Consider the following 23,659-nt stretch of genomic DNA (forward strand, 5'->3'; position numbering starts at 1 on the left):
GCTCGGGCGCGGCAGGCGGCCAATGTGACCGCGCCCACAGAGTTGCCGCGCCGATCCCCGAAACGCTTCCTTCGGCAGCGAAGGAGAAAAGGCGTGATCCGCAAGACATACCCGGCCGCTGATCCTGCACCGAACGTCGGACTTCCCTGCGTCATCCTTCCCGCCTAAGTTCAAACGTCTGGGGAGTGAGGACAACGCAATGAGAAAGCTTGCCGCCATCGCAGCGGTTCTGTTCTGGTCGACATGCGCATTCGCGCAGGATCGCACCATCACCGTGGCCTCGACGACGTCGACGGAACAGTCGGGCCTGTTTGGTTACCTGCTGCCGTTGTTCTCGAAGGCGGAGGGCATCGAGGTGAAGGTCGTTGCCGTCGGCACCGGCCAGGCGCTCGATATCGGGCGGCGCGGCGACGCCGACGTGGTGTTCGTGCATGACAGGCCGGCCGAGGACAAGTTCATGTCCGAGGGGCAGGGCGTGAAGCGCTTCGATGTCATGTACAATGACTTCATCATCGTTGGTCCGAAGAGCGATCCCGCAAAGATCGCCGGCGGCAAGGACGTCACGGATGCGCTGCGCAAGATCGCGGCGGCAAAGGCAACCTTCATTTCGCGCGGCGACAAGTCCGGCACGCATGCGGCCGAGCTGAGATTGTGGAAGGAGGCGGGCGTCGATATCGGCGGCGGCAAGGACAGCTGGTATCGCGAGATCGGCCAGGGCATGGGTCCGGCGCTGAACATGGCCTCGTCGTCGAACGCCTATCTCCTGTCGGACCGTGGCACCTGGCTGTCGTTCAAGAACCGGGGCGAGCTTGCCGTCCTGACCGAGGGCGACAAGCGGCTGTTCAACCAGTATGGCGTCATGCTGGTGAATCCGGCGACGCATGCGAACGTGAAGGCGAAGGACGGACAGGCCTTCATCGACTGGCTGGTCTCGCCGAAGGGGCAGGATGCGATCGCCGGCTACAAGGTCGGCGGCGAGCAGCTATTTTTCCCCAACGCGTCCCACTAGCAGGAAGGCGACGGTCGACACCGCCACGCTGAGCGCGAGCAGGATCAGCCCGAGCCCGAGTGCCAGCGGCAGGTCGCCCTTGCTGGTCTCCAGTGCGATCGCCGTCGTCATCGTGCGCGTGAAGCCGCGGATGTTGCCACCGACGATGATGATGGCGCCGACCTCGGCGATCGCGCGTCCGAAAGCCGCGAGAAAGGCCGTCAGCAGCGACGTTCGGCCGAGCGCGAACAGCAAGCCGATGCTGCGCAGTATCGATAGTCCGTCGATCCGCGCGAGGTCGCCATACTCGGCCCAGAGCAGGCTTGCCGGCCGGTGCACCAGCGCGACCACGATCGGGGTCGCGAGCAGGGTCTGCGCGATCACCATGGCGGTCGGCGTGAACAACAGTCCGGCTGCTCCGAGCGGGCCGGACCGCGACAGCAGAAGATAGAGCGCAAGCCCGACCACGACCGGCGGAAGGCCGAGCAACGCATTGGTCAATACGATGACGACCTGTCGCCCGCGGAATCGGGTGATCGCGAGCAGGGCCCCGAAGGGCGCGCCGATCAGCAGCGCGACGATGCCGGCGGTGAGGCTGACACGAACCGACAGCGCGACGATGCCGAGCAGCTCGGCGTCGGCCTCGCCGATCAGCGTGAGCGCGGCGCCGATGGATCGCGCGAAATCGTTCATCCGGCCGGACGCTGTTGCGCCGGCAGGAGATCAAGCACCAGATCCGAAGGGCGGCAAAGCCTGACGCCGTTCGGGGTCACCACGATCGGCCTGTTGATCAGGATCGGATGTACCATCATCGCTTCGAGCCGCTGGTCATCCGCCAGTGCCGGGTTGTCGAGCCCGAGCTCCGTATCGGGCGCCGCCTTTTCGCGGACCGCCTCGCGCACCGAAATCCCCATGCGCGCGAGCTGCTGCAACAAGGTACGCGAAGGTGGCGTCTTCAAATATTCGACCGCGTGCGGCTCGATGCCGGCACTCCTGATTGTGGCAAGCGCGCTGCGCGACGTGCCGCAATCGGGATTGTGGTAGATGATCACGTCCATTCGAAAGCCCCCGGGCCTGGACCTTCGCGCGTTCTCGCCGCTGCGAGCCGGCAACAGGCCTTCCGCGGGACTAAATCACGATTCACGGCGAGATTTCCAGAAGGATCGCGGTCGCGTGGCTGGCACTGGGAACGTGGATGCCCGGGACAGGCCCGGGCATGACGGCCGCTCGTTTCCAAGCTTCAGCGCTTGACGTTAGCCGAGGCCGAGACCGTGGGGTTTGTCTCGATGCTCTGCTGCCAATAGCGTTCGATCTGGTTGACCAGGGCAGGCGGAAGCGGCACGTAATTGAGCGTCTCGGCCTGGGCCTTTCCGTTCTCCAACGACCAGCGGATGAAGTCGATGGCCGCTGCCGATCGTTCCTCGGATTTCGGCGCCTTCGGCATCAGTACGAACGTCGTGGCCGTGATCGGGTAGGCGTCTTCGCCGGGCGCGTTGGTGAGCACGAGGTGGAAATCCTTCTCCGCCTTCCAGTCCGCACTCGAGGCCGCTGCCTGGAACGATGCGGCGTCGGGGACGACGAAATTTCCGGCGCTGTTCTGCACGACGCCAAATGAGATTCTATCTAGCCGTTGCAGCGCGTAAGTGTATTCGAGATAGCCGATCGAACCGGGCACGAGGCTGACGAGCGAGGCGACGCCGTCATTGCCCTTGCCGCCGAGACCAAGTGGCCACTCGACCGAGGTGCCTTCGCCCACGCTCGTCTTCCACTGCGTGCTGACCTTCGAGAGGTAGTTCGACCAGTTGAACGTCGTGCCGGATCCGTCGATGCGATGAACCACCGTGATCGCAGTGTTCGGCAGCCTGATGTCGGGGTTGATCGCGCGAATGGCCGGATCGTTCCATGATTTCAGCTTGCCGAGATAGATGTCGGCGAGCATCTGGCCGGTGAAGCGGATCTGGCCGGGTTTGACTCCATCGATATTGACGACCGGTACGACGCCCCCGATCACGATCGGGAATTGCATCATGCCGAGCCTCTCCAGTTCCTTGGGATCAAACGGCATGTCGCTTGCGCCGAAGTCGACGGCCTCTTTCTTGATCAGGCCGACGCCGATGCTCGAGCCGACCGCCTGATAGCTGACGGTGTTGCCGGTCTTCGTCTTGTATGCGTCGATCCATTTCGCCATCACGGGCGAAACGAAGGTTGAGCCGGCTCCCTTGGTCTCGGCCGCCAGGCTTTGCGTGGCGACGAGCAGAGCGGTGAAGAGTACGGGGAGAGTTAGGTGCTTCATCATAGGGCCGAGCCTAGCAGGCCGGGCGCGAGGCAGATGTGGCCTGTGTCACAAAGACGTCTTGGCCAGCTGCTCGCTGGCGCGCCCCTCGCCCCCTGCAGCGGCCGGGCAAAATGCGAACAAATCAGCTCGCCGGGGCATCAAATCGCACCTCTCCGCGGCGGAAGAGCGGCTTTATTCCCGCCCGGGATGCTTTAAGGAGAGGCAGGATCAGGTCGCACCCGCCCGGTGGCGGTGCTAGACCCTGATGCAGGAACAATGGGGCCGGGCCGTCTGGCACGCCCGCAAGGATGAAGGATACGAGGCAATGATCAACACGGTTGGCATCATCGGGGCAGGGACCATGGGGAACGGCATCGCGCAGATTTGTGCCGCGGCCGGGCTCTCGGTCGTGATGGTCGACATCTCCGATGCGGCGGTGAACCGCGGGCTGTCGACCGTCGGCGGTAGCCTCGAGCGCCTGGTCAAGAAGGAGAAGATGTCGGCTGCCGATCGCGAGGCGGCTCTCAAGCGCATCACCGGCACCACCGATCGCGCGAAGCTCGCCGATTGCGACCTCGTTATCGAGGCCGCGACCGAGAACGAGGAGCTCAAGGTCAAGATCCTGAAGGACCTCTGCGCCACGCTGTCGCCGCGCACGCTGCTCGCGACCAACACCTCCTCGATCTCGATCACGAAGCTTGCCGCCGCAACCGATCGTCCCGATCGCTTCATCGGCATGCACTTCTTCAACCCGGTGCCGGTGATGGCGCTGCTGGAACTCATCCGCGGCCTGCAGACCTCCGACGACACCCACGCCAAGGCGCTGGATTTCGCCAAGCGGGTCGGCAAGGTGGCGATCACGGCCAAGAACAGCCCCGGCTTCGCCGTCAATCGCATCCTGTGCCCGATGATCAACGAGGCGATCTTTGCGCTCCAGGAAGGGATCGCGACCGCCGAGGAGATCGATGCCGGCATGAAGCTCGGCTGCAACCATCCGATCGGGCCGCTGGCGCTCGCCGATCTCGTCGGGCTCGACACCATGCTCTCGGTGATGGAGGTCTTCTATAAGGGCTTCAATGACCCCAAATATCGTCCGGCCCCCTTGCTCAAGGAAATGGTCGATGCCGGCCATCTCGGCCGCAAGACCGGCCAGGGCTTCTACACTTACGGTGCCTGATGGCGCCGGCGGCGGGTGCCCAGCATCCGCCGCCCGATCCCCGCAATTTGCGCTGCGACAAAGACGCCGCGCGCAATTGGCCCGACAATGTCGAACGGGCGGCCCGCGGGAACAAATGAACGGATAACGAAGGACATGTCGGATCGACTGAAGGCCGAGCGCGAGGCGGCGGCCGCGCGGCGGAACCTGCTGACCCAGGATGCGATCGAGCGCACCGGGATCACCGAGGAGATGATCGGGGAGCTCGTCACCCGCTTCTACGGACGCGTGCGCGAGGATGCGCTGCTGGGGCCGGTCTTTGCGATCGTGCAGAATTGGGACGAGCATCTCGCCAAACTCAAGGATTTCTGGTCGTCGGTCGTGCTGATGAGCGGCCGCTACCATGGTTCGCCGATGCGGGCGCATGTGCCGCTCAGCCTGGTCGGCGATCATTTCGACCGCTGGCTCGATCTGTTCGAGCAGACCGCGCGCGAGGTCTGTCCGCCGCCGGCGGCCGCGCTCTTCATCGACAAGGCGCGACGCATCGCCGACAGTTTTGAGATGGCGTCGGCGACCATCGCCGGCCGTATCGCTGCGCCGCGTCACGTGCTCCGGTCCTGACGACAGCAAATCTGCCTGTAAAACGTGCAGTTGTGTCGCTCTGAGGTTGCGCTGCGCGGCTAATAACGCGTTGCACCAATTCCCGCATCATCGGTCTGATCTGCAAAATCATCATGCCGATCGCGCGACGCGACGTTGCAATTGCAAATATGCGCTGGAACGCATTCATTTGCGTTCAACCAAAGCGAGCAAAGACATATTGATGCGCTGCGGCGCCAACTCTCCGCCTTTTTTTCGGCAGAGTTCCAGCGCCTGCTAACGTGCATGTCGCGCGCATCATTCAACACCACTCCCTCATCGTCCGAGAGCACCGCGGAGTCTGAAGTCGACGCGGGTACAGAACAGACGCGGCGAACGCTGCTGCTTGGCGCGCTCGCCACGACCGCCTGCCTTGGTTGTTCCACGCAGACGCGCGCGGGCGAGGATCCGCCAGGCTCCGATGAACGTCCGCAGAAGGGTGATCTGCTCGTCTTCTCCGAAGGCGACCAGGAGGGAAAGCTCATCACTGCGGCCGATCTCCCGGCCGGTGGACCGCCGGTCCATGCGTGGCCGAAGGATCCCAACACATCGGTGGTGCGCAGCGCATCGCGCCTCAACGAAATCCTGATCATCCGGCTCGATCCCGCCGAGCTCGACGAGAAGACCCGCGCGCGGGCCGTCGATGGCATCCTGGCCTATTCGGCGATCTGCTCGCATGCAGGCTGTCCCGTCACTGCCTGGGTCAAGAGCGATGTCGGCGACAAGGACGTGTTCAAGTGCATGTGTCACAACTCCGAATACGATCCCCGCGAGGGCGCGCAGGTCGTGTTCGGACCGGCGCCGCGGCGGCTTGCCGCGCTGCCGCTCGCGCTCGCTGACGGTTCGCTCAGCGTCGCCGGCAACTTCATCGGAAAGGTAGGTGGCGTGCAGCCAGGATGACGGACGGTGCGGGTTGTGCCCGCGTCACGAGAGGCCGCATCCGCCGATGGGCGGACGACGGGACGAACGACAAGAATTCAAAACAAGAATTCAAACGGATGAAAAAGGGGAACGTTCATGACCAGGAAGCAATGGTTACTGTCCGGCTTCGTCGCCTTCACGTGCCTTGTCTCGACCGTCGCCGTCGCCGGCCCGATCGAGAACTACGCGCCGGTCACCCAGCAGCGGCTGGAAAATCCGGAACCCGGCAACTGGATGCTCTATCGGCGCACCTATGACGGACAGGGCTACAGCCCGCTCGACCAGATCAACACCTCGAACGTCAAGAATCTCACACCGGTCTGGACCTTTGCCACCGGCGTGGTCGAAGGCCACGAGGCGCCGCCGATCGTCAACAATGGCGTGATGTTCGTAACGACCCCGATGGGGCAGGTGATCGCGCTGAACGCGAAGACCGGCGACGAATATTGGCGCTACAAGCGGCAGCTTCCCGACGACCTCTTTCAGCTGCATCCGACCAACCGCGGCGTCGGTCTCTGGGAGGACAAGCTTTATCTCGCCACCACCGACGACCATGTCGTCGCGCTCGACGCCAAGACCGGCAAGGTGGTGTGGGACACCAAGGTGCAGGACTACAAGAAGGGCCAGTACATGACCCTGATGCCGCTTGTCGTCGAGGGCAAGGTCATCGTCGGAGGCTCCGGCGGTGAACTCGGCGTGCGCGGTTACGTCGCCGCATACGATGCCAAGGACGGCAAGGAGTTGTGGCGCACCTTCACCATCCCCGGCGAGGGCGAGCCCGGTCACGATACCTGGCAGGGCGACGACTGGAAGACCGGCGGTGGCTCCGCCTGGATGACCGGCAATTACGACAAGGACACCAAGACGATCTATTGGGGCGTCGGTAACGCCGCGCCATGGCCTGGCGAGACGCATCCCGGCGACAATCTCTACACCTCCTCGGTGCTCGCGCTCGATCCCAGCAATGGGAAGATCAAGACCTACCACCAGTACCACCAGAACGATTCCTGGGACTGGGACGAGGTCGAAGCACCGATCCTGGTCGACCTGCAACGCGACGGTCGCACCATCAAGAGCCTGATCCATCCGGGCCGCGACGCGATCTTCTGGGTGCTCGAGCGCACCCCGACCAAGATCAACCACGTCGCAGGCTGGCCCTTCGTCGCGACCGATGTCTGGAAGGGCATCGACGCCGAGAGCGGCAAGCCGATCGTCGATCCTGCGCACAAGCCGGTCATCGGCAAGCGGGTCGAGTTCTGTCCGTCGCTGTGGGGTGGCAAGGACTGGCCGTCGGCGGCCTACAGCCAGAGGACCGGCCTCGTCTACGTGCCCGCCAACGAGAATTTCTGCGGCGGCTTCACCGGAGAGAAGGTTCCGCTCAAGGCGGGCGAACTCTGGCTCGGCACCAAGCCGGAGGACATCGGCCTAACGACGAAGCCCGGCGCCGATCATTTCGGCGAACTCCAGGCTTGGGATCCCGCCACCGGCAAGAAGGTGTGGCAGCACAATTTCCCGAAATCGCAGTTGTTCGGTTCGGTAACGGCGACGGCAGGCGATCTCGTCTTCGTCGGCGGCACCAACGACCGCAACTTCCGCGCCTTCCACGCCAAGACCGGCGAACTCTTGTGGGAGCAGAAGACCAACTCCGGCATCATGGGCATGCCGGTGTCCTATGAGATCGACGGCACGCAATACATCTCGATCCAGTCGGGGTGGGGCGTGGACGCGCAACGCATCCAGGATGCGCTCGCGACCAACAATATCGGCATCGAATCCAATGTGCCGCAGGGCGGCGTGATCTGGGTGTTCGCGCTGAAGAAATAAGCTCCGCGGGCGAATCGAAGGAAGCGGAGCGTCAGGGGGCAAATGCGGCGGACGGCAACGTCCGCCGCATTTTGCGTGTGCGGTGCTCGCGCCACGAACCCGTCATGCCCGGGCTTGTCCCGGGCATCCACGTTCTTCGTGCCGCGGCAGAGGTCGTGGATGGCCGGGACAAGCCCGGCCATGACGGCGAGCGGCGGTTTGTGGGCGCAGGCGCTGGACCGCTACTTCCCCTGCCGATCAACCTTGTCCTTTTCCTTCTGGTTCATCTCCTGAACCTTCGGATCGGAGCTGGTCTGCCCGGTGGTCTGTGTGGTCGAAGGCGGCGGGGCTCCGGCGTTGGGAAGCGAGTTCTGCTCCGGCGCGGTGGGGCGCGTGGCGGTGGTCGGCGGGGTGGTGTTGCTTTGAGCGAACGCAGCCGTGGTCGTCATGAAAAAGGCGCCCGACAGCAACGAGACTGCGAGCGCCTTTGAGATGTTGGTCATCGATCTGCTCCTGTCAGATCGATGGAAACGGCGCGAGGCCGCTCAATGTTCCGCCTTAAGCCTCCAATTGCTTACCGAGCGGAAGGCTGCGGATACGCTTTCCGGTCGCGGCGAAGATCGCGTTCGTCAGCGCGGGTGCGAACGGCGGAACACCGGGCTCGCCGACGCCGCTCGGCGGCGTGTCGGGTCCGGGCGGGACGATGTAGACGTTGGTTACAAGAGGAGATTCATCCATCCTGAGGACCTGGAAGTCGTCGAAGTTCTTCTGCTCCACCTTGCCGTCCTTGAAGGTGATCGCGCCGTATTTGGCGACGCTCAGCCCCATGATCGCCGCGCCCTCCATCTGCGAGGCGATGCGCTCGGGATTGACATAAGTGCCGCAGTCGATCGCGGTGTCGACCCGCGGCACCGTCAGCTTGCCCTTCTCGTCGACGGCCACCTCGACGATGGTCGCGATGTAGCTGACGAAGCTGCGGTGCACGGCAATGCCGAGGCCATGGCCTTTCGGTACCTGACGGCCCCATTCGCCCTTCTCGGCGACCAGCTCGACCACCTTGCGGAGACGCGCGGTGTCGATCGGGTAGCTGTCATAGGGCTCGCCGTAGTTCCACATGTCCTTCACCGCCGGCTTGACGATGCGGGGACTGCCGATCAGCGCGAGCAACGTCTCCTTCTGGTCGCGCCCGGTCGCCTGCGCGATCTCGCCGACCATCGACTGCACCGCAAAGGCCCGCGGGATGTTCGAGACCGAACGGAACCAGCCGATGCGGGTGAACGCCGCGGCTTCCGGGTTCTCGCAGGAGATGTTGGCGATCTCGAACGGCATGTCGACGAGGCCCATGCCGAGCTCGAAGGGTGCCTGGTGGTTTGCACCCGCGGCGAAGGTCGAGGCGATGCTCGGGGCCACGCTGCGGTGGCGCCAGGCGATCACCTTGCCGTTCTTGTCGAGCCCTGCCTCGATCCGCTCGACCGAGACGGTGTGCAGGAAGTCGTGACGGACGTCGTCCTCGCGCGTCCATTGCACCTTCACCGGCGCGCCGAGCTCCTTCGACAGCAGCGCGGCCTCGAGCGCGAAGTCGCATTTCGACTTGCGGCCGAAACCGCCGCCGAGCAGCGTGACATTCACCGTGACGTTGTCCTCGGGAATGCCGAGCGTCTTGGCGACGTCCTCGCGGGTGCCGCCGGGACTCTGCACCGGCGCCCAGATCTCCGCTTTGTCACCCTTGACGTCGGCGACCGCCACCGGCGGCTCCATGCTGACATGGGCGAGGTGCGGCAGATAGTATTCGCCGACGACGACCTTGTCGGCGCTCTTCAGCGCAGCGTCTGCGTCACCCTCCTGGCGTACGACGAGGCCCGGTTTGCGCGAGGCTTCCTCGAGCTCCTTGCGATAGGCGACCGAGTCGTATTTGCCGTTGGCGCCGTCGTCCCAGGTCAGCTTCAGCGCGTCACGGCCCTTGATCGCCGCGCCGGTGTTGCGCGCGATCACCGCGACGCCGCCGAGCGGCTGGAATTTCGACGGCCACGGCCAGCCGCGCACCTGCATCACCTTCTCGACGCCGGGGACCTTCAGCGCCGCGTCCGGATCGAACGAGACCAGCTTGCCGCCGGTCACCGGCGGGCGTGCGATGACCGCATATTTCATGCCTGGCAGGCGTACGTCGGCGCCGTAGCGCGCCTTGCCGGTGGTGATGTCGTGGAGATCGACGATGCTGATCTGGCCCTTGCCGAGATAACGGAAGTCCTTGGGGTCCTTCAGCTTGAGGCCTTCGATGCTCGGCACCGATTCTTTGGCTGCGTCCGCGGCGAGTTCGCCGAAGCCGAGCTTGCGGCCGCTGGCGCTGTGGACGACCTCGTGGTTGACGGCCTTGACCTCGGTCGCCGGCACGCCCCAGCGCTTGGCCGCGGCCTGCTCCAGCATGGTGCGGGCGGAGGCACCGATCTGGCGCATCGGGATCAGATAATGCCGCGTGCTGCGGGAGCCATCGGTGTCCTGGTTGCCGAACTTGACCTCGTCGCCATGGGCCTGCTGCACTTTGACCCTGGACCAGTCAGCCTCCATCTCCTCGGCGACGATCAGCGGAAGGCTGGTGCGCACGCCGGTGCCCATTTCGGCACGATGGGCGAGGATGGTGACGGTGCCGTCGGGCGCAACCGCGACGAAGACGCGGGGATCGACCACGACGCCGTGCGGCATCTTGCCGGCGCCGGTCTCGTAGGCAAACGCCTGGCGAGACATCACGGGGGCGGCGAGCACGAAGCCGCCGGTGATGCCGAGCCCCTTCAGGATGCTGCGGCGCGAGACCTTCTCGACCCGAATGTTCTTCTCGAAGCCACGAAGCTTCCCGGGTTTATCGATGAAATTCATGTCACACTCCCGTCGATGCGAGATGGACTGCGTTCTCGATGCGCTGGTAGCAGCCGCAACGGCAGATGTTGCCGGCCATCGCTTCGCGGATCTGGTCGTGTGACGGCTTGGGATTCTCCATCAACAGCGCGGCGGCCTGCATGATCTGGCCAGCCTGGCAGAAGCCGCATTGGGGCACGTTGACCTGGCGCCAGGCCTTCTGGACGGGGTGGTCGCCGTTCGGATGCAGCCCTTCGATGGTGGTCACCTCGCGCCCGGCGACGTCGTTGATCGACGTGATGCAGGAACGCACGGCCTCCTTGTCGACGATGACGGTGCAGGCGCCGCACAGGGCCTGGCCGCAGCCGAACTTGGTGCCGGTCAGGCCGGCCTCGTCACGCAAGAACCAGAGTAGCGGGAGATCCGGGTCGCCGTCCCAGCTCTGTTCCTGGCCGTTGATCTTCACCTTGATCATGATGGTCCCTCGCTCTTCATAAGCTTGTCGATTGAACATTGCCGACACAGGTCGGCGCACTGCCCGTTTCGTCGTGTCGTCGCATCCCGGCCTGTTCTCCTGCGCGGGCAGATCCCGGCAGCAAGCAGGAATGCGAATCGTGATGTCCGGATGTGCTCGATACCTCCCGTCTTATTCTTGATTGATTGAATTCGCGCGGCATCGTGACGACGCGATCGTAGCAGAGACCGCGCCGGCCCGGCGTTCACAGCCGGGTGTTGTTGAAGGGAAAAGTTGCAACGAAGGTTTGTCAAAAGCAGGGCGCGGCATCACGCCCCTGCGCCTGCGAAATGTGCACGACGAAAAAAGCTTCGTCCGGCAGAGACTGCGCGGACGAAGCAGGATGCCTCAGTCGAGGGAGGGAGAACGCAGCGGCGCGGACTTCGAGGGGGAAGTGGGCGGCACTGCGCAGTCATTCAGAGACCAGGACTGAGGAGCTCATCTGAGGAGCTCATGGCGCTCGCGTCTGCCTCGTGCGATGCGGCGGCATCGCAGCGATTTGGTCGAGGGCCGGACCGTCCGGCTCGCTGGCGATGGTCTGGGCCAGCGAGCGGACGGGCACGGCGAAGGTCTGACGGCCTTGTTCAGGCGGCCTTGTCAGGCAGCCTTGTTTAGGCGGCCTTGGCTTTCGCCACGTGGGTCGCGATCGCGTCCATCAGCGCCGGCGACAGGCAGTCATAGGGCTCGAGCCCGATTTCCTTCAGCCGCGAGCGGATGCCTGCCATCTGTTCCGGCTTCACGCCGGATTCGATCACGGAGGAGACGAAGGCGGCGAATTGCGGCGCCTGCGAGCCCTGCTCCTGGAACAGCTCGGGATGGATGAAGTCGAGGCCGTAGAACGGGTGGCCCTTGTTCTCGATGCGGCCGTACATGTGCGTGCCGCAAGCCTTGCAGGCGTGCCGCTGGATCACCGCCGAGGGATCGACGATCTGGAGCTTGTCGCCGTTCTCGGTCACGCTGACGTTCTGGCGCGGCACCACGGCGACCACCGAGAAGTTCGCGCCTTGCGGCTTCCAGCACTTGGTGCAGCCGCAGGCGTGGTTATGGGCGACGTCGCCCTTCACGGCGACCTTGACCGGGTGGTCCGTGCATTTGCAGACCAGTGTGCCGCCGGCAAAGCTGCCGCTGCCCTGTTTGACGCCGTTATCGATCGAGGGATGGAGTGCAACAGTCATGGGTCGATCCTCCTTGGGTGTGACGCTTTCGAGCTAGAACACGACGACTGAACGGATGGATTTGCCCTCATGCATGAGGTCAAAACCCTTGTTGATCTCCTCGAGCTTGAGCACGTGGGTGATCATCGGATCGATCTGGATCTTTCCGTTCATGTACCAGTCGACGATCTTGGGCACGTCGGTGCGGCCGCGCGCGCCGCCGAAGGCCGTGCCGCGCCAGTTGCGCCCGGTGACGAGCTGGAACGGGCGGGTGGCGATCTCCTTGCCGGATTCGGCAACGCCGATGATGATCGAGGTGCCCCAGCCGCGATGGCAGGCTTCCAGCGCCTGGCGCATCACGGTGGTGTTGCCGGTGCAATCGAAGGTGTAGTCGGCACCACCGTCGGTCAGGTTGACCAGATGCGCGACGATGTCGCCAGTGATCTTCTTGGGGTTGACGAACTCGGTCATGCCGAACCGGCGGCCCCAATCCTCCTTGGAGTCGTTGATGTCGACGCCGATGATCTTGTCGGCGCCGGCCATCTTGGCGCCCTGGATCACGTTGAGGCCGATGCCGCCGAGGCCGAACACGACCACGTTGGAGCCCGGCGTGACCTTCGCGGTGTTGACGACGGCGCCGACGCCGGTGGTGACGCCGCAGCCGATGTAGCAGCTCTTGTCGAACGGCGCGTCCTCGCGGATTTTCGCGACCGCGATCTCCGGCAGCACCGTGAAGTTCGAGAAGGTCGAGCAGCCCATGTAGTGGTAGACCGGCTTGCCCTTGTAGGAGAAGCGGCTGGTGCCATCAGGCATCACGCCCTTGCCCTGCGTCGCGCGAATCGCGGTGCAGAGATTGGTCTTCTGGCTCAGGCAGCTTTTGCACTGCCGGCACTCCGGCGTGTAGAGCGGGATGACGTGGTCGCCCGGTTTCACCGAGGTCACGCCCGGTCCGATCTCGCGGATGATACCGGCGCCCTCATGACCCAGGATCGACGGGAAGATTCCTTCGCTGTCGAAGCCGTCGAGCGTGTAGGCGTCGGTATGGCAGATGCCCGTCGCCTTGATCTCGACCAGGACTTCGCCGGCCTTCGGTCCTTCCAGATCGACTTCGACGATCTCGAGTGGTTTCTTGGCTTCGAAAGCAACGGCGGCACGTGTCTTCATCGTAAACTCCTCAAATTCTCGCAGGACGCCACGAGGTGGTATCGGTCCTGGTAACCTTCATTTCTTGCCCATGCAGGCGTCTTCCGCCTTGGTGTAGGTCTCGTTCTTCTCATCCTTCTTGGAGGGACGTTGACGGCCCCACGCCTCGTCGGAGCGGGCGCGCAGATAGACGTAGAGATCGTCCATGTAGCAGGCGACGTTCGGGTTGTCGCCGAAGGCAGGCATGACGTTCTCCTGCGCGGTCGAGATGTTCTTGCGACCGGAGGCGACGACGCCGAGGAAGTCGCCGTAGCTCATGGTCTTGACCGAATCCTTCAACGCCGGTGCGTAGGTGGATCCCATGCCGTCGGGGCCATGGCAGACGTGGCAGTCGGAGTGATAGCGGCGATATCCGGAATAGGTGAACCAGTCCACGGTGCCGTCGGCCGAAATCTTGTAGGTCGGGTTTCCTTCCTTATCGAGCCACTTTCCGTCGTCTTCCTTCTTGACGGCAGTCGGGTCGCCCGGACCGTCCGCAACGGCAATTCCCCCCGAGGTCACGAAGATGGTCGCAGCGATGACAAAGCAGATTTTACGCAAGAGATGATCCTCGAAGGCGTTCGGTGGAGACGAGCCGGCGCGTGGAGTTGATCCACGCGCCGGAGCGACACGAAGGTGAGGCTAGTTCGCCGCTGGCAGCGAGAACACGGTCAGCGTACCGCCGAGTGCCGTGTAGTTGCTGAGAGCCGCGTAGCCACCGACTGCGCCGAGACCGGCGGTCGGATCGGTCAGACCAGCTGCCAGACCGATGCCGGCCCAGCCGCCCACGCCGGAGAGCACTGCGACATACTGCTTGCCGCCGTTTTCATAGGTGGTGACGTTGCCGATGATGCCGGAGGGAGTCTTGAACTTGTAGAGCTCCTTACCGGTCTTGGCGTCGACCGCCTTCAGGTAGCCTTCGAGCGTGCCGTAGAACACCACGCCGCCGGCGGTTGCGAGCGCACCCGACCAGACCGAGAACTGCTCCTTGTTCGACCAGACGATCTTGCCGGTCTTGCCGTCCCAGGCGATGAAATTACCCATATGGGTTTCACCCTGCGGCGGATACATCGAGAGCGTCGCACCCACATAGGGCTGGCCCGCGGTGTAGCTCACCTTGAACGGCTCGTAGTCCATGCAGACGTGGTTGGTCGGAACGTAGAACAGCTGCGTGTCCGGCGAGTAGGCTGCCGGCTGCTCGTCCTTGGTACCGAGCGCGGCCGGGCAGATGCCCTTGGTGTTGTGATCCTCGCCGCCCTTTTCAGTCGAGGCCGCGTCGAGAACCTTCGGGCGGCCATAGGTCGGTGAGTTCTTGTCCATGTCGACGCCGGAGGTCCAGTTCACCTTCGGGTCGTATTTCTCGGCGACCAGCAGTTCGCCGGTGACACGATCCATCGTGTAGGCGAGGCCGTTGCGGTCGAAATGGGTCAGCAGCTTGCGCGGTTGGCCGTTGATCGACTGATCCGAGAGGATCATTTCGTTGACGCCGTCATAATCCCACTCATCGTGCGGCGTCATCTGGTAGACCCACTTGGCCACGCCGGTGTCGGCATTGCGGGCCCAGATCGTCATCGACCATTTGTTGTCGCCTGGACGTTGCTTCGGGTTCCAGGTCGAGGGATTGCCTGATCCGTAATAGATCAGGTTCAGCTCAGGATCAAAGGAGATCCAGCCCCAGGTGGCGCCGCCGCCAATCTTCCACTGATCGCCCTGCCAGGTCTTGAGGCTGGAGTCCTTGCCGACCGGCTTGCCGAGAGCGGTGGTCTTCTCGGCATCGACCAGGATTTGATCATCAGGCCCTCCCGAGTAACCGCGCCAAGCCAACTTGCCCGTTTTGAGATCGTAAGCCGTCATGTGAGCCTGGACGCCAAACTCGCCACCGGAAATGCCAACCAGGACCTTGTCCTTGACGACGAGCGCCGCAGAGGTTCCGGTCTCGCCCTTAGTGGGATCGCCGTTCTTCACAGACCAGGCGACCTGGCCGGTCTTGGCGTCGAGCGCAACCAGTGTGGTGTCAGCCTGATGCAGGATGATCTTGCCGTCGCCGTAAGACAGGCCGCGGTTGACCGTGTCGCAGCACATCACCGGGATGACGTTCGGATCCTGCTTCGGCTCGTACTTCCAGATGATCTTGTTCTCGTTGGAAAGGTCAAGAGCATAGACCTTGTTCGGGAACGGTGTATGGACGTACATCACGTTGCCGATGATCAGCGGGCCGCCTTCGTGGCCGCGCAGCACGCCGGTGGAGAAGGTCCAGGCGACCTGGAGCTTGCCTACGTTTTGTGCGTTGATCTGGTTCAGCTTGGAATAGCGGGTATTGGCGTAGTCGCCCGCCGGCATGACCCAGTCTTTGGGATTCTGCGACATCTTGATCAGCTCGTCATTGGCTGACGCGCTGCCGACGGCGAGCATCGCCGCGGAGCCAAGATAGGTCGCCATTAGCACCTTGCGCATAGTCATTCCTCCGTTGGTCTCGTTTATTGTTTCCGAAGCATTGCTTAATCACCGGGCTTCTCGTCCGGCGTCTGCTCGTGCAGGGCGGTCACGTTTGGGACCAGAAACGATGCTGTGCTGTTTCCTCCTCCGGATGAGAGCTACGGGTCCACGTGCAGGAGAGGCCCGTTTTTGTTGTTCCTGCCGCAATCCCTAACGACTTCGTCATCGGGAAACTTGCCCAAGAGGGAAGCCGGTTTGCTTGACAGCGCACGGACGCAAAGTTTTTGATTTTGCAGTAGCGAATTCAGCGGCTTCCGCGCGCCTTCGCGGCGCCTTCGGCGCTCAGGTTCCCCTTGACGGCGCTGCAACTAAGGCGGAGGATTAACCGTCAAGGGTGGCAATGGAACGATCGCGCTCGTTGCAAGAGACCGCTCAAATTCGAGGTAAACGTCACGCAATCATGGCTGAGGGCTCCAGCAGCGCTGGTTGCGATTCGCGTCGAATCTGCAGATGAAACCAGCGGCTGGATTGATGTCCGACACCATTCACACGCTCTCGACGACCGGCCTGACGCCGAAGCGGCAGATCCAGAGCTGGATCGACGGGCTGACAAGCCTGTGTGGGCATTTCGACGTCGATCCGCTCGAGGCGTCCTCGCTCGAGGGCCGCATCGACTACACGAGCGTCTCGCGCCTGAAGCTCTGCCAGATCGAGGTCAGCCAGCATCGCATCGCGCACACGCTGGCGCGCGCCAAGGCCAACGAACACCCGTACATCAAGATCCACTTCCAGACCTACGGCGTGTCCTATTTCGAGCAGGAAGGCCGCCACATCGAGCTGAACCCGGGCGACATCATCGCCTATGACGTCTCGTGTCCGCATTCCATCATCAGCCCCGCCTTCACCCGCCACGACGTGGTGATCGTGCCGAAGGCCTTGCTGCGCGACCGTGGATTCCCGTCGCAGCGGATGCCGGCCTGCAAATTGTCGGCGAAGACCGGGACGGGGAGGATCGCCCATGATTTCGTCCATGCCACCTTCGACGAGGCGGCCAAGCTGTCGGCGAACAGCGCGGTCGGTGTCGCCGATTCGCTGATCGACCTCTTGCTGTTGCCGTTGCGCGAAGCGGACACGATGTTCGATCGCGTCGGGCCCGAGGCAATGTACGTGCGCGCACAATTCTTCATCCGCGAGCACCTGCGCGATCCGGATCTGTGCATCGACCAGATCTCCGCCGAGCTCGGCTGCTCCAAGCGCTATCTGCACATGCTGTTCTCCGAGCGCGGCACCACGGTGAGCGACTACATCTGGCAGGCGCGCTTGCAGAATTGTCGCCAGGAGCTCGAGGCGCACGGCGGCAAGACCATCACCGATGTCGCCTTCTCCTGGGGCTTCTCCAGCTCATCGCATTTCAGCCGCGTGTTCCGGAAATATTTTGGCGTGGTGCCGTCCTCGATCCACAAGGCCCAGCAGGGCGCCGCGGCCTCGGGCGAGCATTAGGCGAGCGCCGCAGCCGACGCAGGCCGCGCGGCGATATCTCTCAGGCCGATATGGCGACGTAGGGAATGCTGGTCACGAGAGCGACCAGCAGCACCGCGTTGCCCAGCATGCCGCTCCAATGCAGCCGGCGCAGCCGGTGCGGGGCCTCAGCATCACCTGCGTCCCTCGCGCGGAGCTGGTCGTCGATCCGTTGCATGAACCAGCGGCGTCCCCAGATCGCCAGGGCCGCGAGCAGGCCGACGCCCATCGCGGCGACCAGGCGACCGTCGAGCAGGAAAGCCAGCGCCCCGATCACGCCGGCGACGCGCATCACCAGAAAATGGGCGTTGAACATCCCACGCAATAGCTGGGCGACGGGCTGGATATCGAGCTTCACCAGCAGGAAGGCGGGCGAGGCCAGCGTGAAGTAGCCCATCGGAAAGAGCAGAGTGATCATGACGGCAACGGCGACGCCATCCGGTGTCATGCGATCGGCCTTTCTTGTCCGCCGGTGAGGGGGCCGGCACCGGCGCACAATCATAGCGGGAAAATGCGCTTCCGACACTAGGCTTTGGTCGGATGCCGGGCTCCGATGGGACAGCCCCGTGCGCCGCGGAAGGTTCAGGCCGGCTCGAGGCCGAGCGACCGCGCGCTCTCGATCCAGATCGGCAACTCGTGCTGATACAGGGCATTGGTCTCCTTGAAGCCGATGGCCGGCTCGAGCACGAAGGTCGCGAGAACCTCCTTCACCTTCGGATCGCTGTTGGCGGCGACGCAGAGCGCCGCTAGGCGGTCGACCACCGGCTGCGGCGTCGCCTTCGGCACGGCCCAGCCGGAGAAGCCGCTCACGGTGAAGAATTTCGACGTTGCGCCCTGCTCCGGGAGGGTCTTGATGGCTGGGATCGCGTCGACCTTCTTCGAATGCACGGCGAACACGGTGCCACGGTCGCTTTGCAGGACGGACTGCGCCGCCGTGTAGCTGCCCATTGCGGCATCGAGCGTGCCTTCCAGCATCCCCGTCCACATCGGCGCTTCGCCGCGGTAGTGAACCGGCTCGATGGAAAGACCGTACTGCTTGTTGAGCTCGTTGATCGTCATGTGCGGGGCCGAGCCCGCGCTATAGGTGCCGAAGTTGACCTTGCCGCTCTTGCGCGCGAAGGCGACGAAATCCTCCAGCGTCTTGACCCCGGTCTTGGGGTTTGCGACCAGCAACAGGCCGGCGCCCGGAATGACGCTGACCAGCGTCAGATCCTTGTCCATGTCGTAGCCGGGATTCTTCATCACGACCCGGTTCATGATGTAGGTGGTCGAGATCGAGCACAGGATGGTGTGGCCGTCGGGCTCGGCGCGGGCGACCTCTGCGGTGCCGATCGCGCCGGAGGCGCCGGGCTTGTTCTCGACCACGACGGTCTTACCGACCTGCTTGGAGATGAATTCGCCATAGGCGCGCGCGAGCAAATCGGTCTGTCCGCCGGCGGGATAGCTGCAAATCATGCGGATCTGCCGCGAGGGCCAACTGCCTTGCGATGCGCCTTGCGCCGAGGCGCCGCGCGCGATGAAGGGCATCGCGAGTGCGCTGGTACCGGCGGTGATGAAGTGGCGGCGATCGAATTTTGCGGGCATGATTCCCTCCTGATTTTTGCCGACCCTACTGCATCAGGCTGGGGTGGCAGGCGAGACAGATTGGCGCATTCGACAAGGCCGCGCGGTGCCCATTTGCGCGTCATCCGGGCGATCGGGTCTTCCGCATCACCCGCAGCCAGACGATCTCGGTCAGGGCCACCGCAATCAGGCCGAACGTGCCGCCGATCAGCACGTTGACGATGCGCTCCTCGGCGATGCCGCTGGCGCCGCCGGCAAAGGATGCGGCGAGCGCAATGAAGAAGCAGCGCAGGCCGAAGCCGACGACGTAGCGGGAGAACGAGATCAGGGTGAGGGTGGCCGCCAGAATCGCGATGGCGTAGCCGACGCGGCTTTGCGACAGGGCAAGGCCCGGGAGAAAGCCGAGCGGCACGCCGACGAAGGCGCCGATCGCCCGCTGCTTCCGCTTGCCGGTGGACGCTGTGAGGTCGCCGACCACGACGCTTGCGGCCGACCACATCACCCATTGCCCCTGCGCGAGGTTGAAGATCTCGACCAGGGCGGCTGCGGCAAAGACCGCCATGGCGGTTGCCGCTGCGGGCAGAAACCAGTCGGTCGCGGGCGGTCCGAACGAGGTCGCGGCATTGCCACGCTGCCGCTGGTCGTAAACCTGGATAGCGCAGACGAGCGCCAGCGCGATCGGAGAGGAGGCGATGATCACGCCGGCATGACGTATCGCTTCCGAGGCGCTCACGCCCTCCCGCACCTCGCAGGCGAGATAGACGGCGGGGATGAACACCCAATTGCCGAGCGTACGGAAATGTTCGCCGTAGCGCGTCCCCGCCACCGCAAGGAAGCCGGCGAGCGCCGTCAGCACCACGAATAGCGGCTTGACCGGAGCTGCAAGGAAAAGCGCGGCAAAGGTGACGAGAATGGCGAGATAGTGCCACGCGACGACTTTTGGCGGAAAGTGCTGCCTGAGCGCCGGAATGAGTAGCGAGACCGCGACGAGCCCCAGGTTCAGCAGCGCCGTCTCGCGCGAGATGAAATAGGCGGCGACCATCGGGCCGACGACGATCAGCGCGCGCAGGAGCTCGCCGGTCTTGACTTCGCGGGAGAGGAGATCGCGCAGGTTGGTGGCGGAGGGTGTCGTGGGGGGATTCACGGGGCACCAAAGGGGCGAACGAAACACTATGCATACCACGGAAATGTGGTCGGCACTTTGGCGTGTGGAGCGACGGTCGCGCCACACCCTCGCTGTCATCGCCCGGCTTGACCGGGCGATCCAGTATTCCAGAGGCGCTTGCGATTGAATCGAGAGGCCGCAGCGTACTGGATGCCCCGCCTGCCGCCTACGCTAAAGCTTCGGCGCCCCTAGACCTCAGCCCCGGCGAAGCCTTGGCGTAGCCGGGTCGCGGGGCATGACACCGGTGATGTGGTGGCACGTGAGGCCACCTCACCTTTGAATGATCTTCGCCCAGACATCGCCGAGCACCGCAGGCTCGCGCGGCGGCAGATAGGTGAGGCCGGCCTGCTTGCCGAATTCGGCGATCTTGCCTTCGGCAGCAAGGCTGGTCAGCGCCTTGTTGACCGCGTCGATCAGTGCGCCGTCGCTGGCCAGCCCGACATAGCCGCGATTGGCGCCGATCGGATAATAATAGCCCGACGCGGTGATCGTCGTGTCGGGATGCGCGGCGCGGTGGGCATCGAAGCGGCCGAGGTCGATCAGCGTCGCGTCATAGTCGCCGCGCTGGAGCGCGCCGAGGAGATCGTCGCGGCCGGGGACGAGATGGGTGATGCTGTCGATCAGGCGGCCCTTGTCGAAGGTCATCAGAATGGCATCGCCCAGCGAGCCGCTCTCGATCGCAAGGCGAAGGCCGCCGAGATCGCCGATGTCGCCGATCTTGCGGCCCTGCGCTTTCGGCCCGAGTACCACCGTCATCGGCGAATAGACGTAAGGCTGGCTGGGCACAAGCACGCCGAGCGCGACGCGGCGGCGCCGGTCGTCGCGCGTGGCCCCGGCGAAGTCCGGCAAGCGTGCCGTCTTCATGCCGGGCTTGACGAGGGAATCCGTCGTCAGCGCATAGCCGCCGACCAGCGAGCAGCGCCCGTCGGAGAGCAAGGCGTTGGCCTCGAGCTGCGGGCTCGAATCCTCGTCCAGCTTGCTCTCGAACCACTGGATTGTCAGCGGCCGGCCGATCCGGTCCGCGATCGCCTGCGCCAGCAGTACGTCGAAGCCTGAATCCGGTTTGCCCTTGTGATGCACCGAGAGCGGAGGCCGGTCCTCATCGAGGCAAACCTTCAGCGGCTCGTCGGCCGCACGCGCGGCGGTGGTCGCCGCCGCGAGGATCGCGGCAACGCTCCATGCGGCGAGCCAGGGTCTCATGGCTTTCTCCTGCTCGAGACGAAGGCCCAGAGATTGCCGATCTCGTCGTCGCTCAAAATGTCGGCCCAGGGCGGCATCTTGTTGTTCTTGCCGTTCTTCACCGTGGTGACGAAGCGCGTCTTGTCGTCGGGAAAGGCGCGCAGGTCCGGCGTGATGGTGCCGGAATTCATCATGTTGGGGCCGTGGCAGTGCGAGCATTTCGAAGTATAGGTCGACTTGCCATAGTCGATCTGTGCCTGCACGGGATTGCCGGTTGCATCGTCCGCGGCACGAACGGTCGCCGCAAGCGCGACCGTCAGCACCGCGACGGTGGCGACCGTCGCCACCGTCTTGTGAGAGATGTCCTTCAGCATCGGGCCGTGGTTATTGCTTGACCGCAAAAACCCACAGCGAGCCGCCGGGCGGCACCTTGGCAAGCCGCTCGTCGCCGGAGAACAGCGAGTAGACGCCGCCATAGCCGGAGGTGACGGCAACGTACTGCACGCCATCCTGCTGCCAGGTCACCGGTTGCCCCTCGATGCCGGAGCCGGTCTGGAACTGCCAGAGCTTCTTGCCGGTGTCGGCATCGAAGGCCTCGAACTCGCCTGTCAGTGCGCCCGAGAACACGACGCCGCCTGCGGTCGACAGCACGCCCGAGAAGCGCGGGATGTCGCTTGGCGCTTCCCACTTGGCCTTGCCGGTCATGGGATCGATCGCCTTCAGATGACCGCGCGGGCCGTCACCCCACTCCCAGAGGTCGGTGAGGTCCATGCCGAGATACCATTCGCCCTGCTTGAAGGTGACGGGCTCGGTCTTGTACCTGCCGCCGAAGGCGAGCGTGTTGGCATAGGCCAATCCGGTCTGCGGATTGAACGACATCGGCTCCCAGTTCTTGCCGCCGAGGATCGACGGATAGACGGTGACCTTCTTACCGTCGCGCGCGTCCTTCGAGACGTCGGTCTCGATCGGCTTGCCGGTCTTCATGTCGATGCCGGTTGCCCAGTTCACCTTCACGTAAGGATTGGCCGCGAGCAGCTTTCCGTTGGTGCGGTCGAGCACATAGAAGAAGCCGTTGCGGTTGGCGTCCATCAGCACCTTGGTCGGCTTGCCCTCGATATTCATGTCGGCGAGGACCATCTCGGCCACCGAGTCATAGTCGAACGGATTGTTCGGCGAGAACTGGTAGTGCCACTTGATCTTGCCGGTCTTGGGATCCATCGCCAGCACGGAGCAGGTGTAGAGGTTGTCGCCGGGACGCACCGCCGAGTTGAACGGTCCGGGATTGCCGATGCCCCAATAGACCGTGTTGAGCTCGGGATCGTAGGAGCCGGTGATCCAGGTCGAGCCGCCGCCGAGCTTCCAGGTGTCGCCCTTCCAGGTGTCGCCACCGGGCTCGTCGGGCGAGGGGATCGAATGGGTACGCCAGAGATGCTTGCCCGTCGCCGGGTCCCAGCCGTCGATGAAGCCGCGGGTGCCGAACTCGGCGCCGGAGATGCCGGTGATGACGACACCGTCGGCGACCAGCGGCGCCACCGTCATCGAATAGCCTTCCTTGATGTCGGCGGCCTTCTGCCGCCACAGCTCCTTGCCGTCCTTGGCATCGAGCGCGATCACGTTGGCGTCGAGCGTGGTGCGGAAGACCTTGCCGTCATAGAGCGCGGCGCCGCGATTGATGATGCCGCAGCAGACGATGCGCGGCGTCTCGGCGGGATACTCGACCTTGGATTTCCAGATCTGCTTGCCGGTCTTGGCGTCGACCGCCATGGTGGCGTTGTGCGAGGTCACGTAGATCACGCCCTGGTACACCAGCGGCTGCGATTCCTCGCTGCGATCGTCGTTGAAACTGTAGTTCCAGACCGGGACGAGATTCTTGACGGTGTCCTTGTTGACCTGGTTCAGCGTCGAGAAGCGCTGCAGATTGTAGCCCATCCCGTAATTGAGAACGTTCGATGTATCGGTCGCGCCCTTGACCAGTTGCTCGGTGGTCTGTGCGCTCGCACAAGTCGATGCAAGCATGACGAGGCTCGCGGCCATCGCAAAGCGTTTCATCCGTTCCTCCCAATATGCGCGCCTTTTGACGCTGCGGCACCAACACTCCGCCCGAACGCAAAACACGTCAATACGAAAGTCGTAAGTGCGTCGCCGATATGTTGGATGCCAGATGCCGGTCACCTGACAGAAACCTGACAACCGACTTTCACTTGTGCGCAGACGCTGAAAAAATTCCGTGGCATGAAGCGGTGCCGGCTTCGGCCGCTCTGCTCGAGCCATCGGGTTCCGCGAGTTGTGCAGTGCGCAGGTTGCAATTCCGGACTT

General features: G+C 63.9%; 22 protein-coding genes. 6 read left to right on the forward strand and 16 right to left on the reverse strand.

Annotated features, from left to right (window positions below; translation table 11 throughout):
* Positions 1–199 precede the first annotated feature (199 nt).
* Complete coding sequence (locus AB7290_RS12475; protein ID WP_063981970.1) at positions 200–1,009, forward strand: extracellular solute-binding protein; 810 nt, start codon at positions 200–202, stop codon at positions 1,007–1,009.
* Here the strand turns inward: AB7290_RS12475 and AB7290_RS12480 are convergent.
* The 3 genes from AB7290_RS12480 to pstS all read right to left on the reverse strand — a co-directional run bounded on the left by AB7290_RS12480 (position 983) and on the right by pstS (position 3,284).
* Entirely contained in the window at positions 983–1,681 is a 699-nt protein-coding gene (locus AB7290_RS12480; RefSeq protein ID WP_063981971.1) for an ABC transporter permease, read from the reverse strand. The two genes, AB7290_RS12475 and AB7290_RS12480, sit on opposite strands and share 27 nt — an antisense overlap.
* Complete coding sequence (gene arsC / locus AB7290_RS12485; RefSeq protein WP_063981972.1) at positions 1,678–2,046, reverse strand: arsenate reductase (glutaredoxin); 369 nt, start codon at positions 2,044–2,046, stop codon at positions 1,678–1,680. Before arsC ends, AB7290_RS12480 begins: the two co-directional genes overlap by 4 nt.
* A 182-nt stretch (positions 2,047–2,228) precedes the next feature.
* The gene (gene pstS, locus AB7290_RS12490; RefSeq protein ID WP_187387986.1) at positions 2,229–3,284 is read right to left on the reverse strand and encodes a phosphate ABC transporter substrate-binding protein PstS; all 1,056 of its coding nucleotides are present in this window, start codon (positions 3,282–3,284) and stop codon (positions 2,229–2,231) included.
* Between the two features lie 244 nt (positions 3,285–3,528).
* Between pstS and AB7290_RS12495 the strand changes: the two genes are divergently transcribed.
* From AB7290_RS12495 to AB7290_RS12510, 4 genes are all read left to right on the forward strand, one after another.
* Positions 3,529–4,440: a 3-hydroxybutyryl-CoA dehydrogenase gene (locus AB7290_RS12495; RefSeq protein ID WP_155257984.1), complete on the forward strand. Its 912-nt coding sequence runs from the start codon at positions 3,529–3,531 to the stop codon at positions 4,438–4,440.
* Between the two features lie 135 nt (positions 4,441–4,575).
* A complete protein-coding gene (locus AB7290_RS12500) occupies positions 4,576–5,040 on the forward strand; it encodes a group III truncated hemoglobin (protein WP_063981973.1) in 465 nt (154 codons plus the stop codon).
* Positions 5,041–5,304: 264 nt separating this feature from the next.
* On the forward strand, positions 5,305–5,958 hold the full coding sequence (locus tag AB7290_RS12505; protein ID WP_063981974.1) for a ubiquinol-cytochrome c reductase iron-sulfur subunit: 654 nt from the start codon (positions 5,305–5,307) through the stop codon (positions 5,956–5,958).
* A gap of 117 nt (positions 5,959–6,075) precedes the next feature.
* A complete protein-coding gene (locus AB7290_RS12510; RefSeq protein ID WP_283017230.1) occupies positions 6,076–7,803 on the forward strand; it encodes a methanol/ethanol family PQQ-dependent dehydrogenase in 1,728 nt (575 codons plus the stop codon).
* A 221-nt stretch (positions 7,804–8,024) separates the two neighbouring features.
* Here the strand turns inward: AB7290_RS12510 and AB7290_RS12515 are convergent, their stop codons facing one another.
* The 7 genes from AB7290_RS12515 to xoxF5 all read right to left on the reverse strand — a co-directional run bounded on the left by AB7290_RS12515 (position 8,025) and on the right by xoxF5 (position 15,936).
* Positions 8,025–8,285, reverse strand: a complete 261-nt coding sequence (locus AB7290_RS12515) for a hypothetical protein (protein ID WP_028151274.1) — start codon at positions 8,283–8,285, stop codon at positions 8,025–8,027.
* A 55-nt stretch (positions 8,286–8,340) separates the two neighbouring features.
* On the reverse strand, positions 8,341–10,653 hold the full coding sequence (locus AB7290_RS12520) for a xanthine dehydrogenase family protein molybdopterin-binding subunit (protein WP_063981976.1): 2,313 nt from the start codon (positions 10,651–10,653) through the stop codon (positions 8,341–8,343).
* Between the two features lies 1 nt (position 10,654).
* A complete protein-coding gene (locus AB7290_RS12525) occupies positions 10,655–11,107 on the reverse strand; it encodes a (2Fe-2S)-binding protein (protein ID WP_014493612.1) in 453 nt (150 codons plus the stop codon).
* A gap of 650 nt (positions 11,108–11,757) precedes the next feature.
* On the reverse strand, positions 11,758–12,321 hold the full coding sequence (gene gfa, locus AB7290_RS12530) for an S-(hydroxymethyl)glutathione synthase (protein WP_063981977.1): 564 nt from the start codon (positions 12,319–12,321) through the stop codon (positions 11,758–11,760).
* A gap of 33 nt (positions 12,322–12,354) precedes the next feature.
* Positions 12,355–13,464, reverse strand: a complete 1,110-nt coding sequence (locus AB7290_RS12535; protein ID WP_014493614.1) for an S-(hydroxymethyl)glutathione dehydrogenase/class III alcohol dehydrogenase — start codon at positions 13,462–13,464, stop codon at positions 12,355–12,357.
* A 57-nt stretch (positions 13,465–13,521) separates the two neighbouring features.
* Entirely contained in the window at positions 13,522–14,043 is a 522-nt protein-coding gene (locus AB7290_RS12540; RefSeq protein ID WP_207794581.1) for a c-type cytochrome, methanol metabolism-related, read from the reverse strand.
* 81 nt (positions 14,044–14,124) lie between these two features.
* Positions 14,125–15,936, reverse strand: a complete 1,812-nt coding sequence (gene xoxF5, locus AB7290_RS12545; RefSeq protein WP_063981978.1) for a lanthanide-dependent methanol dehydrogenase XoxF5 — start codon at positions 15,934–15,936, stop codon at positions 14,125–14,127.
* Positions 15,937–16,449: 513 nt separating this feature from the next.
* Between xoxF5 and AB7290_RS12550 the strand changes: the two genes are divergently transcribed.
* Positions 16,450–17,418 (forward strand): helix-turn-helix domain-containing protein, encoded by a 969-nt coding sequence (locus tag AB7290_RS12550; RefSeq protein ID WP_014493617.1) that lies wholly within the window; start codon positions 16,450–16,452, stop codon positions 17,416–17,418.
* Between the two features lie 40 nt (positions 17,419–17,458).
* Here AB7290_RS12550 and AB7290_RS12555 read toward each other — a convergent pair whose 3' ends face one another.
* The 6 genes from AB7290_RS12555 to AB7290_RS12580 form a co-directional block, all read right to left on the reverse strand.
* Positions 17,459–17,884, reverse strand: a complete 426-nt coding sequence (locus AB7290_RS12555) for a hypothetical protein (RefSeq protein WP_063981979.1) — start codon at positions 17,882–17,884, stop codon at positions 17,459–17,461.
* 134 nt (positions 17,885–18,018) lie between these two features.
* Positions 18,019–19,020, reverse strand: a complete 1,002-nt coding sequence (locus AB7290_RS12560; RefSeq protein ID WP_085405664.1) for a Bug family tripartite tricarboxylate transporter substrate binding protein — start codon at positions 19,018–19,020, stop codon at positions 18,019–18,021.
* 100 nt (positions 19,021–19,120) lie between these two features.
* Positions 19,121–20,143 (reverse strand): FUSC family protein, encoded by a 1,023-nt coding sequence (locus AB7290_RS12565; RefSeq protein WP_441253446.1) that lies wholly within the window; start codon positions 20,141–20,143, stop codon positions 19,121–19,123.
* Positions 20,144–20,434: 291 nt separating this feature from the next.
* Positions 20,435–21,364 carry a substrate-binding periplasmic protein gene (locus AB7290_RS12570; RefSeq protein WP_085405667.1) on the reverse strand — a complete coding sequence of 310 codons (930 nt, stop codon included), beginning with the start codon at positions 21,362–21,364 and terminating at the stop codon, positions 20,435–20,437.
* Positions 21,361–21,717, reverse strand: a complete 357-nt coding sequence (locus tag AB7290_RS12575) for a c-type cytochrome (RefSeq protein ID WP_085405669.1) — start codon at positions 21,715–21,717, stop codon at positions 21,361–21,363. The genes AB7290_RS12570 and AB7290_RS12575 overlap by 4 nt, the downstream gene beginning before the upstream one ends.
* Positions 21,718–21,727: 10 nt before the next feature.
* Entirely contained in the window at positions 21,728–23,392 is a 1,665-nt protein-coding gene (locus AB7290_RS12580) for a methanol/ethanol family PQQ-dependent dehydrogenase (protein WP_071911673.1), read from the reverse strand.
* Positions 23,393–23,659: the final 267 nt, after the last annotated feature.

The sequence above is a fragment of the Bradyrhizobium sp. 613_E4_N2_2 genome, from assembly GCF_052075995.1.
Classification (GTDB): Bacteria; Pseudomonadota; Alphaproteobacteria; order Rhizobiales; family Xanthobacteraceae; genus Bradyrhizobium; species Bradyrhizobium barranii.

What these genes read in the sequence shown, in the direction of transcription:
- AB7290_RS12525 (WP_014493612.1), bottom strand. Translation starts at nt 11,107, where the DNA reads ATGATCAAGGTGAAGATCAACGGCCAGGAACAGAGCTGGGACGGCGAC.
- AB7290_RS12480 (WP_063981971.1), bottom strand. Translation starts at nt 1,681, where the DNA reads ATGAACGATTTCGCGCGATCCATCGGCGCCGCGCTCACGCTGATCGGC.
- AB7290_RS12475 (WP_063981970.1), top strand. Translation starts at nt 200, where the DNA reads ATGAGAAAGCTTGCCGCCATCGCAGCGGTTCTGTTCTGGTCGACATGC.
- AB7290_RS12495 (WP_155257984.1), top strand. Translation starts at nt 3,529, where the DNA reads ATGCAGGAACAATGGGGCCGGGCCGTCTGGCACGCCCGCAAGGATGAA.
- AB7290_RS12505 (WP_063981974.1), top strand. Translation starts at nt 5,305, where the DNA reads ATGTCGCGCGCATCATTCAACACCACTCCCTCATCGTCCGAGAGCACC.
- AB7290_RS12515 (WP_028151274.1), bottom strand. Translation starts at nt 8,285, where the DNA reads ATGACCAACATCTCAAAGGCGCTCGCAGTCTCGTTGCTGTCGGGCGCC.
- arsC (WP_063981972.1), bottom strand. Translation starts at nt 2,046, where the DNA reads ATGGACGTGATCATCTACCACAATCCCGATTGCGGCACGTCGCGCAGC.
- AB7290_RS12570 (WP_085405667.1), bottom strand. Translation starts at nt 21,364, where the DNA reads ATGAGACCCTGGCTCGCCGCATGGAGCGTTGCCGCGATCCTCGCGGCG.
- AB7290_RS12500 (WP_063981973.1), top strand. Translation starts at nt 4,576, where the DNA reads ATGTCGGATCGACTGAAGGCCGAGCGCGAGGCGGCGGCCGCGCGGCGG.
- AB7290_RS12560 (WP_085405664.1), bottom strand. Translation starts at nt 19,020, where the DNA reads ATGCCCGCAAAATTCGATCGCCGCCACTTCATCACCGCCGGTACCAGC.
- pstS (WP_187387986.1), bottom strand. Translation starts at nt 3,284, where the DNA reads ATGATGAAGCACCTAACTCTCCCCGTACTCTTCACCGCTCTGCTCGTC.
- AB7290_RS12580 (WP_071911673.1), bottom strand. Translation starts at nt 23,392, where the DNA reads ATGAAACGCTTTGCGATGGCCGCGAGCCTCGTCATGCTTGCATCGACT.
- xoxF5 (WP_063981978.1), bottom strand. Translation starts at nt 15,936, where the DNA reads ATGCGCAAGGTGCTAATGGCGACCTATCTTGGCTCCGCGGCGATGCTC.
- AB7290_RS12535 (WP_014493614.1), bottom strand. Translation starts at nt 13,464, where the DNA reads ATGAAGACACGTGCCGCCGTTGCTTTCGAAGCCAAGAAACCACTCGAG.
- AB7290_RS12550 (WP_014493617.1), top strand. Translation starts at nt 16,450, where the DNA reads ATGTCCGACACCATTCACACGCTCTCGACGACCGGCCTGACGCCGAAG.
- AB7290_RS12520 (WP_063981976.1), bottom strand. Translation starts at nt 10,653, where the DNA reads ATGAATTTCATCGATAAACCCGGGAAGCTTCGTGGCTTCGAGAAGAAC.
- AB7290_RS12555 (WP_063981979.1), bottom strand. Translation starts at nt 17,884, where the DNA reads ATGACACCGGATGGCGTCGCCGTTGCCGTCATGATCACTCTGCTCTTT.
- AB7290_RS12510 (WP_283017230.1), top strand. Translation starts at nt 6,076, where the DNA reads ATGACCAGGAAGCAATGGTTACTGTCCGGCTTCGTCGCCTTCACGTGC.
- gfa (WP_063981977.1), bottom strand. Translation starts at nt 12,321, where the DNA reads ATGACTGTTGCACTCCATCCCTCGATCGATAACGGCGTCAAACAGGGC.
- AB7290_RS12575 (WP_085405669.1), bottom strand. Translation starts at nt 21,717, where the DNA reads ATGCTGAAGGACATCTCTCACAAGACGGTGGCGACGGTCGCCACCGTC.